Raw genomic sequence first — 13,022 nt, 5'->3', positions numbered from 1 at the left:
GCGCAAAGCGGCACTTTCACGTGAAAGTGGCGGTCGGGCGGGGGCGGTCACGGGCCCGGCACCTGACGGCCCTCGGGGCGCAGCGGGCAGCAGCCGCGCGCCGGGCAGCGGTCGCAGTCCGGGTTCTCCTGGGCCTGGTAGTCCGGCCCCGCCGCGGAGGCCGCCGCCTTCTGGACCAGCTCCAGCCACTGCTTGCCGGCCACTTCGTCCATCGGCGGCTGCGACCGCTCCGTCGACCCCGTCTTGTTGTTGGCCTTCGCGACGTACACCAGCCGCGCGCCGCCCGCCTCGGTCCGGCCCTCGATCGCGCCCAGCAGCACCGCCAGCTGGTACGCCGCCAGCTGCGGGTGCGCCTCGGCCTCCGCGCCGGACACCGGGACCTTGCCCGTCTTGATGTCGACGATCACCGGGCGGCCCTCCGAATCCAGCTCCACCCGGTCGACCCGGCCGCGCAGCAGCACCCGGACCTCGTCCGCGCTCCCCACCGGCAGCTCGACTTCGATGTCCTGCTCGACCCCGGCTTCCTTGAGCTCCGCCCGGCTCCGCTCCAGCCACGTCGTGAAGTTGCGCAGCATCTGCTCGACCCGGCGCCGCTCGCGCCGCGAGAACCACGGCGCCCCCGCGTCGACGCGCACCCACGCCTCGTCCAGCGCCGCCTGCAGCTCGGCGTCGGTCTTCCCGGACGCCACCGCCTGGGCGAGCCCGTGCACCAGCGTCCCGGTCACCGCCGCCAGCTGGGCCGGGTCGCTGCCGCCGTGGCGCTCGATCATCCAGCGCAGCGGGCACTTCGCCAGGATTTCCACTGTGGACGGTGAGATCCGGATCAGGTCGCCGGGCGGGTGCACCGGCTCGTCGCTGGACGCCGGCAGCAGGCCGTACCACGTCGACGGGTGCGCGCCCGGGACCTTCGCGTCGGCCAGCCGGGCCAGCTGTTTCGCCGCACGCCGGCGGCGCGCCGGGTCGGCCTTGTCGTCGCAGACGACCTCGCGCAGCTCCCCCACCAGCTCGGCGAGCACCAGCGAGCGGCCCGGCGGCTTCATCCGCGAGTCCAGGCCGCCGTCGTCGGCGCCGTTCTCCTCCAGGTCGTCGAGGAACCGGGACGGCTGCTCGTCCTCCCCCGACACCGCCGTGACCAGCAGCGTCTGCTTCGCCCGGCTCATCGCGAGGTAGAACAGGCGCCGCTCCTCGGCGAGGATCGGCGCGGTCTGGGAGACGGCGTCGTCGTCGACCCCGGCCATCAGGTCCTTGAGCCGCTCGACCCCCAGCACGGACCCCCGCAGCCGCAGATCCGGCCACGCGCCCTCCTGGACGCCGGCGACGGCGACGACCGTCCATTCGCGACCGGCGGCGGCGTGCGCGGTGAGCAGCGAAACGCCGTCGGACGGGACGGCCGCCGGCGCCAGCGTGTCCCCCGCGATGCGTTGCGCGCCGAGGTAATCCGCGAAGGAAGCGACACTGGCGCGCGGCAGCCGGTCGACGTACCGGCCCGCGGCGTCGAACAGCGCGACGACGGCGTCGAGGTCTCGGTCGGCCTGCGCGCCCAGCGACCCGCCGCGCTCGACCTGCTTCAGCAGCTTGTCCTGCAGTCCGCTTTCCCGCCACAGCTGCCACAGCACCTGCTCGACACCCTCGCCGCGCGCCACGGCCTGGTGCGTGACGCGCAGCAGCCCGCCGACGCGCCGCACCGGCTCGGCCTCGGCGTCGGCCAGCCCGGCGAGGATGTCCCCGCCGCGCAACGCTTCCACGAGCAGCTCGTCGCTCGACCGCTCCCCGCCGCCGGCCAGTTCGAGCCGGCGCAGACCGCGCCGCAACCGCCGCAGCGCCAGGGGATCGGCGCCGCCGAGCGACGACGAAAGCAGCATTTCCGCGAGGTCGACGTCGAGGAGGTCGGGCGAGGGCGCGAGCTTCAGCACGGCCAGCAGCGGCCGCACCGCGGGCTGCTTGGCCAGCGGCAGTTCTTCGGTCGCCGACCCGATCGGGACGCCGGCCGCGCGCAAAGCCCGTTGCAGGACGAGGAAAGTCCGTGCGGGTGACCGGACGAGCACCGCGATCTCCGACCACGGCACGCCGTCGACGAGGTGCGCGCGGCGCAGCTGGTCGGCGATCCAGCTCGCTTCGGCGGCGGGCGTCGGCATCACGCGGACCCGAACGTTCCCGCCGGAGGCCCCCTGGGGCGGCACGATCTTGCGGTGCGGCGACGCGCCCGGCAGCGTCGCGCCGATCTTCGCCACCGCCAGCCGGACGGCCGGGGACAGCCGGTGCGCCGTGGTGAGCGTGACCGTCCGGCTGCCGTCCGGGTCGGCGTCGGCGAACAGGCTCGCGTCGGCGCCACGGAAGGAGAACACGTTCTGGTCGGGGTCGCCGGCCACCACGAACTCGGCCGCGGTGTGCCCGATCATCCGGACCAGGCTGGTCTGCAGCGGGTCGAGGTGGTGGGCGTCGTCGACGAACAGGTGCCGGACGCGGGTGCGCTCGCGTTCGCGCAGCTCGTCGTCGTCCTCGAGGGCGAGCAGCGCCGAGGTGACCAGCTCGGCGGCGTCGAGCGCGGGCGCGCTCGCCACGCCGAGCGCGTTGCCGCCCGCGCCCTGCAGCTGGGTGACTTCCTCGTACTGCGCCCAGAACTGCCCGGCGGCGATCCACTCCTCGCGGCCGCGGCGGCGGCCCAGCTCGGTGAGGTCCTCGGGGCCGAGCCCGCGCTCGGCCGCGCGCATCAGCAGGTCACGCAGCTCCTCGGCGAACCCGGGGACCACCAGGGCGGGCCGCAGCTGCTCGGGCCAGTACTCGGCCTCCTCGTCGAGGTCACCGGCCAGGAGTTCGCGGACGACGACGTCCTGCTCGGCGCCGGCGAGCAGCCGCGGCGGCGGGAGCTCCTCGGCCATCGCCTCCAGCCGCAGCAGCGAATAGGCGTAGGAATGCACGGTGCGCACGAGCGGCTCGCGGACGGTCCGGGGCAGCGGCCGCGCCAGGTCGGGATCGGCGGTGAGCCGTCGGGTGATGTCGGCGCGCAGGGCGTCGGCGGACCGGCGGGACGTGGTGAGCACCAGCACGCTCTCCGGGTCGGCGCCCTCGGCGATGCGGCGGGTGGCGGCCGAGGCCAGCAGCGCCGTCTTGCCGGTGCCCGGGCCGCCGAGCACGCGGAGGAACCCACCGGGTGCGGAGAGCACGCGCCGGGCGCCTTCGTCCCAGGTGAACGAGGGTGTGGCGGTGATCGGCGTGCGCACCAGCCGCGCGTCCGCCTGCGCCGTTCGCCTCCCGTTCACCCCGCGATGGAACCACGCCGGGTCCCCCAGGTGGTGCACCGGCACGGCTTAGCGGCGGTGCGGTCGGCGAAGGCGCCCGCCGGTGCGGTGGACGGTGGCGGAAACTGTCGGACCCCTGCGGCACAGTAGAGCCATGGACGACGTTCTGCACGAGCGCGTGCGGGAGATCATCGAGTCGGTGCCGGCCGGCTCGGTGGCCACGTACGGCGACATCGCGGCCCTGGCGGGGGCGCCGTCGCCGCGGATGGTCGGCGCCATCCTGGCCGAGGACGGGCACGACCTGCCGTGGCACCGGATCCTGCGCGCGAACGGCACCCCGGCTCCGCACCTGGTCCACGACCAGCTGGAACGCCTGCGCGCGGAGGGTGTCCTGGCCGACGGCCAGCGGATCGACCTGCGGAAGTACCGGTGGAAACCGGAGGGAGAGGAGGACCACGGACCGGAAGGACTGTTCTGAACCCGCTTCATTAGGTTAGCCTCGCCTAATGACGACAACCGAGGTGGCGCGACCGGCGCTGACGTACCACCGGGCGCGGGTGACCGCCGTCCGGCCGGTGACGCCGCACATGGTGCGCGTGACGTTCGCCGCGGAGAGTTTCCGCGACGTGCCGGCCGGAGCGCCCGACCAGTACGTCAAGGTGTTCTTCCCGCTGCCGGGCCAGGCGGCGCCGGTGCTGCCGGAGACCGGCTCCGACGTCATGTCCTGGTACCGCGCATACCTGGCGATGCCGGACGACGTCCGCCCGCCGATGCGCACGTACACCGTGCGGGCCCACCGGCCGGAGGGGGCGGAGATCGACGTCGAGTTCGTGCTGCACGGCGATTCGGGGCCGGCCTCGGCGTGGGCGTCGCGGGCGAAGCCGGGCGACCGGGTGACGTTCACCGGGCCGTACGGGCTGTACGCGCTGCCCGAGAGCTGCGACTGGCAGCTCCTGGTGGGCGACGAGACGGCGCTGCCGGCGATCGGCGCGATCGTCGAGCGGCTGCCGGCGGGCGCGCGGGCCTCGGTGTTCGTCGAGCTGGCGGACCGCGCGGAGCGGCAGACGTTCGAGACGCGCGGAGCGGTGGAGATCCACTGGGTGGTGCGCGGTTCGCGGCCGCTGGGCGAGGCGTTGCTGGCGGCGCTGCGCGGAGCGGTGTTCCCGGGCGGGACGCCGTACGCGTGGGTGTCCGGCGAGGCCGGCGTGGTGAAGTCGGTGCGGCGCCACCTGGTGCGCGAGCGCGAGGTGGGTAAGCGGCTGATCTGCTTCACGGGGTACTGGCGGCAAGGGATCAGCGAGGAAGCGGCGGGCCGGGAGGCGGTCCGGGCGGCCGAGGCGGGCGAACTCCCGGCCGACGAGGACTGACGTCCACGGCGGCAGGCGAGACGCCGGTCGGGCAGGGGACCGATGCCGGCCGGGCTACTCCCTGCCGGGCAACTCCTTGCCGAGCCTCGTGACCAGCAGCTTCACCAGCGCGCCCAGGCGCTGGCGGTCCGGCTGCAGCGTCTCGATGCCCGCCGCCTCCAGCGGGGCGGCCGTCACCGGGCCGACGCACGCGCACACCAGCGGGCCGCGCAGGGCGGCGAGCAGCTGCGGGTAGCGCCCGGAGGTGCGGGCCAGCGTCAGGAAGTTCGCCGCGGCCGGGGCACTCGTGAACGCGAGGGCGGCCAGCTCGCCCGCCACGATCGCGTCGATCAGGTCGTACACCGGCGTAACGTCCGGCGGCGAGGTCCACCGGTACGGCTGCACCTCCGTCAGCCAGGCCCCGGCTTCGACCAGCGGCGCGGTGTACTCCGGCAGCGGCGTTCCGTGCAGCTGGACCGCCGTCCGCTGCCCGAGCACGCCCGCCGCGGCGACGGCCTCGAACAGCTCGGCGTTCGACTCCGACGCGGCCGAGAACGTCTCCCGCAGGCCGGCGCCCCGGACCGCGCCGACCGCCTTCGGCCCGCGGGCGTAGATCCGCGACTGCCGCAGGTGGTCCACAAGCTGCTGCCGCAGGCCCCAGCCCTCCGCCGCGTCGAGCCAGCCGCGGAAGCCCGCGCCCGTCGTGACGACCGTGATGTCGACCGGCGACATCACCAGCCTCAGCGTGGCGTCCTTCAGCTCGGGATCGGCGTCCAGGGGCACGATGGTGATCGTCGGCGCGTGCCGGACCTCGGCGCCGTAGCGTTCGAGCGCGCCGATGAATTCGCCGGCGCGCCGCTCGGCCGTGACCCCGATCGCGATACCGCTCAGCTCACCCATAGAACGCGCCCATCTCCTCGATCGCTGCGGCCAGCTCCGCCCGCAGGTCCGGCGGGGCCAGGACCTCCAGGTGCGGCCCGAAGCGCAGCAGCTCGCCGATGGCCGGTTCGCCCGGCTCCACCGGCAGCTCCACGGTGAGCCAGCCGTCCGCGTCGGGCTCGTTCCGGCACTCCCGCAACGCGCGGGCGCCGACAGAACCTGCGTAGAACGGTACGAGAGCCTGTGCCCGCGGCGAAAGCCGCACCACCGCGACGCGCGGGTACATCCGGCGTTCGAACTGCTCGGACCACTCCTGCCAGTACCGGGCGAGGTCGAACCCGGCCGGGCGCTCGAACACCTCGCCGAGGTCGGTCAGCTCCAGCACCCGCGAGATCCGGTAGGTCCGGTCGGTGCCGTCGCAGCGGCCCGCGAGGTACCAGTTGCCCGCCTTGAGGATCAGCCCCAGCGGCTCCAGTTCCCGCTCGACGACCCGCTGGCCCCACCGTTCGTAGCGGATCCGGATCCGGTGCGACGACCAGACGGCGTCGGCGATCGCCGACAGCGTCGGCAGGCTTTCGATGCCCCGGTGCCAGCCGGGGACGTCCAGGTAGAAGCGCTCGGCGACGCGGCCGGCGCGGTCACGCAGCTCGGCCGGCAGCGCGGCGTACAGCTTGAGCTGCGCCGCCGCCAGCACCGTGCCCAGCCCCAGCTCGGCCGCGGCCACGGGCAGCCCGGCCAGCGACAGCGACTGGGCCTCTTCTTCGGTCATCCCGGTGAGCCGGGTGCGGTAGCCGTCGACCAGCCGGTAGCCGCCGGTCCGGCCGCGGTCGGCGTACACGGGGACGCCGGACGCCGAGAGCGCGTCGATGTCCCGGTAGACCGTGCGCACCGAGACCTCGAGCTCCTCGGCCAGCTCCTCGGCCGTCATCCGGCCGCGGTTCTGCAGCAGCAGGAGGACGGACAGGAGGCGGCTGGCGCGCATGGGTTCCAGTTTGACAGAAATACCTGACACAAGCTGACAGGTATGCCCGGCAGGGTGGTCCCCATGAACGCATTCACGACGAAGAACTGGGAAGAAAAGATCGTCAGCGGCACCGAGGGCGGCCCCCGGGTCGCGTACGCCCACGCCACGATGGCGTACAGCGGGGTCCTCGAGGGCGAGTCGATCTGCGACCTTCTGCTGTACTACGCGGGCGAAGGCTACGACAGCGGCGACACGACGTCGCCGAGCTTCGAGCGCTTCGAGGGTAAGGTCGAGGGTCGCGAAGGGACGTTCATCATCCGTCACGAGTACACGTTCGACGCCAAGGGCATCGCCTCGACGTTCACCGTCGTGCCCGGCTCGGGCACCGGCGAACTGGCCGGGCTCACCGGCAGCGGCACCGCCGGGGGCGCGATCGGCGAGGACAAGGTGGGCTACACCTTCGAGTACGCGTTCTAGGAGCCGCACGTGGACCGCCGTCAGGTACTCGCCTACCGCATCGCCGAGCACGGCCTGCACCGCTCGGCGAAGGACGTCGCCGACCTCGCCGTCGTCCGGGCCGGGCTGCAGGACAGCATGCGCGACACCGCGTTGCTGGCCCTCGCCGCCCGGCTCGACGCCCGGGTGTCCTTCGAGGACGACGAGCGGCTCGTCCTGGCCTGGACGTTGCGCGGCGCGCCGCACTACCACCTCCGCACCGACCTGCCCGAGGCGCTCCGGGCGCTGATCCCGCTCGACGACGCCGACGCGCTGGCGCGGATGCTGTGGCAGCGCAAGGAAGTGGCGGCGACCGGGCTGGCCGCGTCCGAGGTGGTGTTCACCGCGGCCGCGGCCCTGCGCGAGATCGTGACGGCACCGATGACGAAGGGCGCTGTGTCGACGGCGGTCACCCGGCGCGTGCCACCGGCGTTCGCCCGCTGGTGCCGCGGCTGCAACGCGACGCACATCCACGAGCAGCTGATGCGCGTCGCGGCCCCGCTCGGCGGCGTCCGCCTGGTGACGGGGGCGTCCCCGGCGACGCTGGCCCCGCTGGAGGGCCGCGGCCGCCTGCGGAAGACCCCGGACCCGGCCGCGGCGACGGCGGTGATCGAGCGGTACCTGCGGCTCAACGGCCCGGCCTCCCCGGGCGAGGCGGCGGAGTTCGCGGGCACGGCCCGCGCGGTGGTCGACCGGACGTGGCCGGCGGACCTGGTTTCCGTGCAGGTGGAGGGCAAGACCCGCTACCTGCCGGCCGACCGGCTGCCGGCGCTGGAGAGCCCGCCGGAGCCGGACGTGGTGCGGCTGCTGCCCCCGCTGGACCCGTTCATCCAGGCGCGCGACAAGGCATTGCTGGTCCCGGACCCACTGCGGCGCAAGGAGGTCTGGAAGATGCTGGGCAACCCGGGCGTCCTGCTCGCGGACGGCGACATCGCGGGCACGTGGCGCACCAAGGCCGGCGGCACGAAGCTGACGGTGACGTTGACGGCCTTCGACCCGCTGCGCCCGGCGGTCCGCGAGCAGGCGGAAGCCGAGGCGGCCCGGGTGGCGGAGGCGCGGGGCTTCGAGAAGCACACGGTCACCTGGGTGGACTGACCGGGCGCCACCCGCTGGGGCGGCTGGCCCGGCCCAACGCCCGCTGAGGCGGCTGGCCGCGCATGCGGCTGACCCGGCCCGCGGGGCGCCCGCTGAGGTGGCTGGCGCGCATGCGGCTGACCCGACGCCCGCTGGAGCGGCTGGCTACACATGCGGCTGACCCCGCCCGCGGGGGCGCCCCCCGTTTTCCACGCTACCGGAAGGCACCGACAGTTTCGGGTGCCCCAACGCACCCAAACCGGCCTTCGACGCACCCCACGCACCGAAGGCCACCCTGGGGCGCTCCCGGGCCGACCTCACAGGCTGCGGGCGTCGATGTCGCCGTAGGACGTGGTCGCCTTGATGGCCAAGCCCGCCTGGCCCTCATTCTTCAAGGCGTTGTGGATCCGGCCGTAAGTCGTCCCCGCGTCGAGGGACGCCGAAACACCGGGAGTCGCGCCGATCGTGATGTTGCCGGCCTGGGTGCTCAGGACCAGGCTGCCGCTCGTCGCCTCGGCGATGCGGATGTCGCCCTTGCCGGTGGTGATCTCCGCCGGGCCCGTCAGGCGGCCGACCGAGACGTCGCCCGCGTGGGCCGTCAGGTGCAGGCTCGCGGCCTCGTCGAAGACCACCTCGCCGTGCGCGCCTTCGACCGTGACCTCGCCGAGCCGGCCGACGCCCCGCAGTTCCACGCTCGCCGCCTTGACCGAGACGCCGGAGCCGGCGGGCAGCGAAACGGTCACGTCGACGGCGCCCGACGGGCCGAAGTACTGGTTCGTGGCCGGGAGCGAAATCCGCAGCACGCCGTCGTCGAACGACACCGCCGCCTGCGAAGCGGCCTTCACGTCGCGGCTCCTCGCCGGGTCGGCGGGGAGGACCTGAACGACGGTGTCCTCCCGGAGAGCGGCGACGAACCGGACGCGCCCGGCGGGGATCTCGAGAACGGTGGCGATCGGGGCGGGGGTGGTGAACTTCGGCATCGGATTCTCCTTGGTGGCTCGGTGGGTAAGACCACCTTCGCCGGGCCCGCTGACACCGGAAGGCCACCGCGCTGACACGGCCGCTGACACGCCGCTCAGGCGTCGACAGCCAGCCGGTACCCGCGCTTCACCACCGTCTGGACCACCTTCCCGCCGCCCAGCGACGTCCGGAGCCGCCCGATCGCCGTCTCCACCGCGTGCTCCTCGCCGCCCCCCGGCAACGCCGCGATCAGCTCCCGCCTCGACACCACCCGTCCCGGCGACGCCGCCAGGGCCCGCAACAGCGCCATCGGGGCCGGTGCCACTTCCCGCCACTCGCCGTCCACGATGGCCGCCTGGCCGCGCAGCTCGATCGAGTGGCCGCCCGCCCGCAGGCGCGGGGAGCGGGCCACCAGGGTCTCCGCCACCGTCCGGGCCAGCGCGCCGATCCGCGCGCGGTGCGGCTGGACCGTCGGCACCCCCAAAGCAGCCAACGGTCCAGCCGTTATGGGTCCGACGCACGCCGCCACCACCGGGCCGGACAGCGCCGTGACGAGGCCCGGCAGCCGGCCCGTGCGCCGGGCCAGCGCGATGAGCGACGCCGCCGCCGGGGCGCTGGTGAACGGGAGCGCGTGGATCGAGCCGTCGAGGACGCCGTCCAGCAGCCGGTCCACCGGGCCCGGGTCGACCGGGCCGACCCAGCGGTACACCGGGATCTCGATGACCTCGGCGCCGGCCGCGCGCAGCGTGTCCACGAAGTACGGCAGCGGCTCCCCGTGCAGCTGCACCGCGATCCGCAGCCCGTCGACCCCCGACGAAAGCAGGTGCTGCAGCAGTTCCGCGTTGCTTTCCGAAGCCGGCGAATACGACTCCGACAGCCCGGCCGCCCGCAACGCGCCGGTCACCTTCGGCCCCCGCGCCAGCAGCGAAGCGGCGGAAAGGCGGGAAAGCAGGGAATCCCCCAGCCCCCAGCCCTCGGCCGCCTCCAGCCAGCCGCGGAAGCCGATGCCCGTCGTCGCGACGACGGCGTCCACCGGCGCGGACAGCAGAGACGTGGTCGCCGCGTGCAGCTCGGTGTCGTCCGTGAGCGGCACGATCCGGATCGCCGGGCCGTACCGGACGCTCGCCCCCTTGCGCACCAGCAGCGCGCCGAGCTCGTCAGCCCGGCGCGCCGCGGTGATGCCGATCACGAAACCGGCGAGTGGGAGCACATCGCTCACGGGCTCTCCACTTCGACGACGCCTTCCCGCACGCGCACCTCGTACACCGGCACCGAAACGCCGTCGGCGTCCAGGCACTTCCCGCTGTCGAGGGCGAACCGCTCCTTGTACACCGGCGAAGCCACCACCGGCACGCCGTCCGCGTCGCCGACGATGCCCCGCGAGAGCACCGCCGCGCCGCTGCACGGGTCCCAGTTGGACAGGGCGTACAGCCGGTCGCCGGGCAGCCGGAAGATCGCCACCTGCACGCCGCCGTCGAGCAGCGCCGCCACCCCGGCGTACTCGGGCACCGCGCCGGCGGCGCAGACCGCCGTCCAGGTTCGTTCGATCGACGTGGTCATCGCCGCACCTCCGGAACTCCCAGCATGACGGGCACTTTTTGCTGCCGCTCCTCGCGGAACGAGATCGCCGGGTCGGGCGCGCCCGGCGCGTTGACGAAGGAGGTGAAGCGGGCCAGCTTCTCCGGGTCCTCCAGGACGCCCTTCCACTCGTCGGCGTAGTTGTCGACGTGCTTGGCCATCGCCGCGTCGAGGTCTTCGCAGATGCCGAGGGAGTCGTCGACGATCACCGCGCGCAGGTGGTCGAGGCCGCCCTCCATCTCCTCGATCCACGGCGCGGTCCGCTGCAGCCGGTCGGCGGTGCGCACGTAGAACATGAGGAACCGGTCGATGGTCCGGATCAGCGTCTCGGTGTCCACATCGGACACCAGCAGGTCGGCGTGCCGCGGGGTGGTGCCGCCGTTGCCGCCGACGTAGAGGTTCCAGCCGTTCTCCGTGGCGATGATGCCGAAGTCCTTGCTCCGCGCCTCGGCGCACTCCCGGGCACACCCGGACACCGCCGACTTGAGCTTGTGCGGCGAGCGCAGGCCGCGGTAGCGCAGCTCCAGCTCGATCGCCAGCCCGACGCTGTCCTGGACGCCGTAGCGGCACCACGTCGACCCGACGCACGACTTGACCGTCCGCAGCGCCTTGCCGTAGGCGTGCCCGGACTCGAACCCGGCGTCGACCAGCCGCCGCCAGATCAGCGGCAGCTGGTCCACGGTCGCCCCGAACAGGTCGATCCGCTGTCCGCCGGTGATCTTGGTGTACAGCCCGAAGTCGCGCGCCACCTCGCCGATGACGATCAGCTTGTCCGGCGTGATCTCGCCGCCGGGGATCCGCGGCACCACCGAGTACGTGCCGTTGCGCTGCAGGTTCGCCAGGTACCGGTCGTTGGTGTCCTGCAGGGTCATCTGCTCGCCGCCGAGCACGTGCCCGTTGCCGAGGGTGGCCAGGATGGACGCCACCGCCGGCTTGCAGATCGCGCAGCCGCTGCCGGTGCCGTAGCGGCCGATCAGCTCGCTGAACGTCGTGATCCGGGTGGCCTGGACGATCTCGAACAGCTCCGCGCGCGACTGCGGGAAGTGCTCGCAGAGGGCCTTCGACTGCTCGACACCGGCCGCGGTGAGCAGCCTGCCCAGCAGCGGGACGCACGAGCCGCAGGCGGTGCCCGCCCGGGTGCACGCCTTCAGCTTGCCGACGCTGTCGCAGCCGTCCTCGTGGATGGCCTTGGTGATCGCGCCCTTGGTGACCGCGTTGCACGAGCAGATCTGCGCCGCGTCGGGCAGCGCGTCGACGCCGACCGCGGCGCCGCCGCCCGCCGGGGCGAGGATCGCGCCCGGCTCGGCCGGCAGCGGACGCCCGACCAGCGCGCGCAGGGTGTTGTACTCGGTGGCGTCGCCGACGAGCACACCGCCGAGCAGCGTCTTGCCGTCGTCGGTGACCACGAGCTTCTTGTACGTCCCGGCGACGGCGTCGTTGACGGCGACTTCCAGAGCGCCCTCGGTCGTCGCGTGGGCGTCACCGAAGGAAGCGACGTCGACGCCCATCAGCTTCAGCTTCGTGGACGTGTCCGGCTCCGGGAACGTCCCCGAGCCGCCGGTGAGCTGCGCGGCGACGATCTCCGCCATCGCGTAGCCGGGCGCCACGATGCCGTACACCTTGCCCTCGACCGCGGCGCATTCGCCGATCGCGTAGATCGACGGGTCGCTGGTGCGACAAGAAGCATCGGTCAAGACGCCGCCGCGCGGGCCCAGCTCCAGGCCGGACTGCCGGGCGAGGTCGTCGCGCGGCCGGATGCCGGCGGAGAACACGACCAGGTCGACGTCGAGTTCGGTGCCGTTGCCCAGCTTGGCCAGCAGGCGCGAGCCGTCGGCCTCGATGGACGCGGTGGAGGTCCCGGTGTGGACGGTGACGCCCAGTGCCGTGATCATCCGGCGGAGCATCGAGCCGCCGCCTTCGTCGACCTGCAGGGGCATCAGCCGCGGCGCCATCTCGACGACGTGCGGCGACAGGCCCATGTCCCGCAGCGCCTTCGCGGCCTCCAGGCCGAGCAGGCCACCGCCGATGACGACGGCCGAGCGCCGGCCGCGGCCCGGCTTGTCGACGGCCGCGGCGCGGATCGCGTCGAGGTCCTCGATGGTCCGGTAGACGAAGCAGCCGTCCAGGTCGTGCCCGGGCACCGGCGGCACGAACGGCCGCGAGCCGGTGGCCAGCACCAGGGCGTCGTAGGAAACCGAAGCGCCGGACGCCGTGGTGACGGTCTTCGCGTCCCGGTCCACCGAGACGACCAGCTCACCGAGCCGGAGGTCGACGTGCGGGTCGTCCGCGTAGTCCGAGCCGGGCAGGGCCAGCGCAGCCGGGTCCCAGGTGTCCACATAGGACGTCAACGCCACCCGGTCGTACGCCGGGCGCAGCTCCTCGGCCAGGACGACGACGTGCCAGGCTCCCTGTGGGTCTTCCGCGCGCACCGCCTCCACGAGCCGGTGGGCGACCATGCCGTGTCCGGCGACGACCAAGGTGGGCATG

At 73.7% G+C, this 13,022-nt stretch carries 11 protein-coding genes; 4 read left to right on the top strand and 7 right to left on the bottom strand.

The features are described from left to right. Nucleotides 1–47: 47 nt before the first annotated feature. Entirely contained in the window at nt 48–3,221 is a 3,174-nt protein-coding gene (locus DV20_RS25400) for an ATP-dependent helicase (RefSeq protein WP_043784394.1), read from the bottom strand. Nucleotides 3,222–3,393: 172 nt separating this feature from the next. On the opposite strand from DV20_RS25400, the gene DV20_RS25395 reads away from it, so the two are divergent. Together DV20_RS25395 and DV20_RS25390 are read left to right on the top strand one after the other, a co-directional pair. Beyond that, entirely contained in the window at nt 3,394–3,717 is a 324-nt protein-coding gene (locus DV20_RS25395) for an MGMT family protein (protein WP_043784392.1), read from the top strand. A gap of 28 nt (nt 3,718–3,745) precedes the next feature. After that, complete coding sequence (locus DV20_RS25390; RefSeq protein ID WP_043784391.1) at nt 3,746–4,606, top strand: siderophore-interacting protein; 861 nt, start codon at nt 3,746–3,748, stop codon at nt 4,604–4,606. A 54-nt stretch (nt 4,607–4,660) separates the two neighbouring features. On the opposite strand, the gene DV20_RS25385 is transcribed toward DV20_RS25390, so the two are convergent. Together DV20_RS25385 and DV20_RS25380 are read right to left on the bottom strand one after the other, a co-directional pair. After that, complete coding sequence (locus tag DV20_RS25385; RefSeq protein WP_043784389.1) at nt 4,661–5,485, bottom strand: uroporphyrinogen-III synthase; 825 nt, start codon at nt 5,483–5,485, stop codon at nt 4,661–4,663. Next, on the bottom strand, nt 5,478–6,446 hold the full coding sequence (locus tag DV20_RS25380; RefSeq protein WP_043784387.1) for a helix-turn-helix transcriptional regulator: 969 nt from the start codon (nt 6,444–6,446) through the stop codon (nt 5,478–5,480). The genes DV20_RS25385 and DV20_RS25380 overlap by 8 nt, the downstream gene beginning before the upstream one ends. A gap of 63 nt (nt 6,447–6,509) precedes the next feature. On the opposite strand from DV20_RS25380, the gene DV20_RS25375 reads away from it, so the two are divergent. Both DV20_RS25375 and DV20_RS25370 read left to right on the top strand, forming a co-directional pair. Continuing rightward, entirely contained in the window at nt 6,510–6,905 is a 396-nt protein-coding gene (locus DV20_RS25375; protein ID WP_043784386.1) for a DUF3224 domain-containing protein, read from the top strand. A 9-nt stretch (nt 6,906–6,914) separates the two neighbouring features. Then, nucleotides 6,915–8,018 carry a DNA glycosylase AlkZ-like family protein gene (locus DV20_RS25370; protein ID WP_043784384.1) on the top strand — a complete coding sequence of 368 codons (1,104 nt, stop codon included), beginning with the start codon at nt 6,915–6,917 and terminating at the stop codon, nt 8,016–8,018. 296 nt (nt 8,019–8,314) lie between these two features. Here the strand turns inward: DV20_RS25370 and DV20_RS25365 are convergent, their stop codons facing one another. From DV20_RS25365 to nirB, 4 genes are all read right to left on the bottom strand, one after another. Then, on the bottom strand, nt 8,315–8,977 hold the full coding sequence (locus DV20_RS25365) for a DUF4097 family beta strand repeat-containing protein (RefSeq protein ID WP_043784382.1): 663 nt from the start codon (nt 8,975–8,977) through the stop codon (nt 8,315–8,317). Nucleotides 8,978–9,072: 95 nt separating this feature from the next. Continuing rightward, entirely contained in the window at nt 9,073–10,176 is a 1,104-nt protein-coding gene (locus tag DV20_RS25360; protein WP_043784381.1) for a uroporphyrinogen-III synthase, read from the bottom strand. Beyond that, nucleotides 10,173–10,517, bottom strand: coding sequence for a nitrite reductase small subunit NirD (gene nirD / locus DV20_RS25355; RefSeq protein ID WP_043784380.1), 345 nt, complete (start codon nt 10,515–10,517; stop codon nt 10,173–10,175). Before nirD ends, DV20_RS25360 begins: the two co-directional genes overlap by 4 nt. Further along, a complete protein-coding gene (gene nirB / locus DV20_RS25350) occupies nt 10,514–13,021 on the bottom strand; it encodes a nitrite reductase large subunit NirB (RefSeq protein ID WP_043784379.1) in 2,508 nt (835 codons plus the stop codon). The genes nirD and nirB overlap by 4 nt, the downstream gene beginning before the upstream one ends. Between the last annotated feature and the right edge of the window lies 1 nt (nt 13,022).

This window comes from Amycolatopsis rifamycinica (assembly GCF_000695625.1).
Lineage (GTDB): Bacteria > Actinomycetota > Actinomycetes > Mycobacteriales > Pseudonocardiaceae > Amycolatopsis > Amycolatopsis rifamycinica.
Note: the sequence above shows the minus strand (reverse complement) of the source record. Positions and strands in the feature narration are given on the sequence as shown.

What these genes read in the sequence shown, in the direction of transcription:
- nirB (WP_043784379.1), bottom strand. Translation starts at nt 13,021, where the DNA reads ATGCCCACCTTGGTCGTCGCCGGACACGGCATGGTCGCCCACCGGCTC.
- nirD (WP_043784380.1), bottom strand. Translation starts at nt 10,517, where the DNA reads ATGACCACGTCGATCGAACGAACCTGGACGGCGGTCTGCGCCGCCGGC.
- DV20_RS25385 (WP_043784389.1), bottom strand. Translation starts at nt 5,485, where the DNA reads ATGGGTGAGCTGAGCGGTATCGCGATCGGGGTCACGGCCGAGCGGCGC.
- DV20_RS25375 (WP_043784386.1), top strand. Translation starts at nt 6,510, where the DNA reads ATGAACGCATTCACGACGAAGAACTGGGAAGAAAAGATCGTCAGCGGC.
- DV20_RS25395 (WP_043784392.1), top strand. Translation starts at nt 3,394, where the DNA reads ATGGACGACGTTCTGCACGAGCGCGTGCGGGAGATCATCGAGTCGGTG.
- DV20_RS25380 (WP_043784387.1), bottom strand. Translation starts at nt 6,446, where the DNA reads ATGCGCGCCAGCCGCCTCCTGTCCGTCCTCCTGCTGCTGCAGAACCGC.
- DV20_RS25390 (WP_043784391.1), top strand. Translation starts at nt 3,746, where the DNA reads ATGACGACAACCGAGGTGGCGCGACCGGCGCTGACGTACCACCGGGCG.
- DV20_RS25365 (WP_043784382.1), bottom strand. Translation starts at nt 8,977, where the DNA reads ATGCCGAAGTTCACCACCCCCGCCCCGATCGCCACCGTTCTCGAGATC.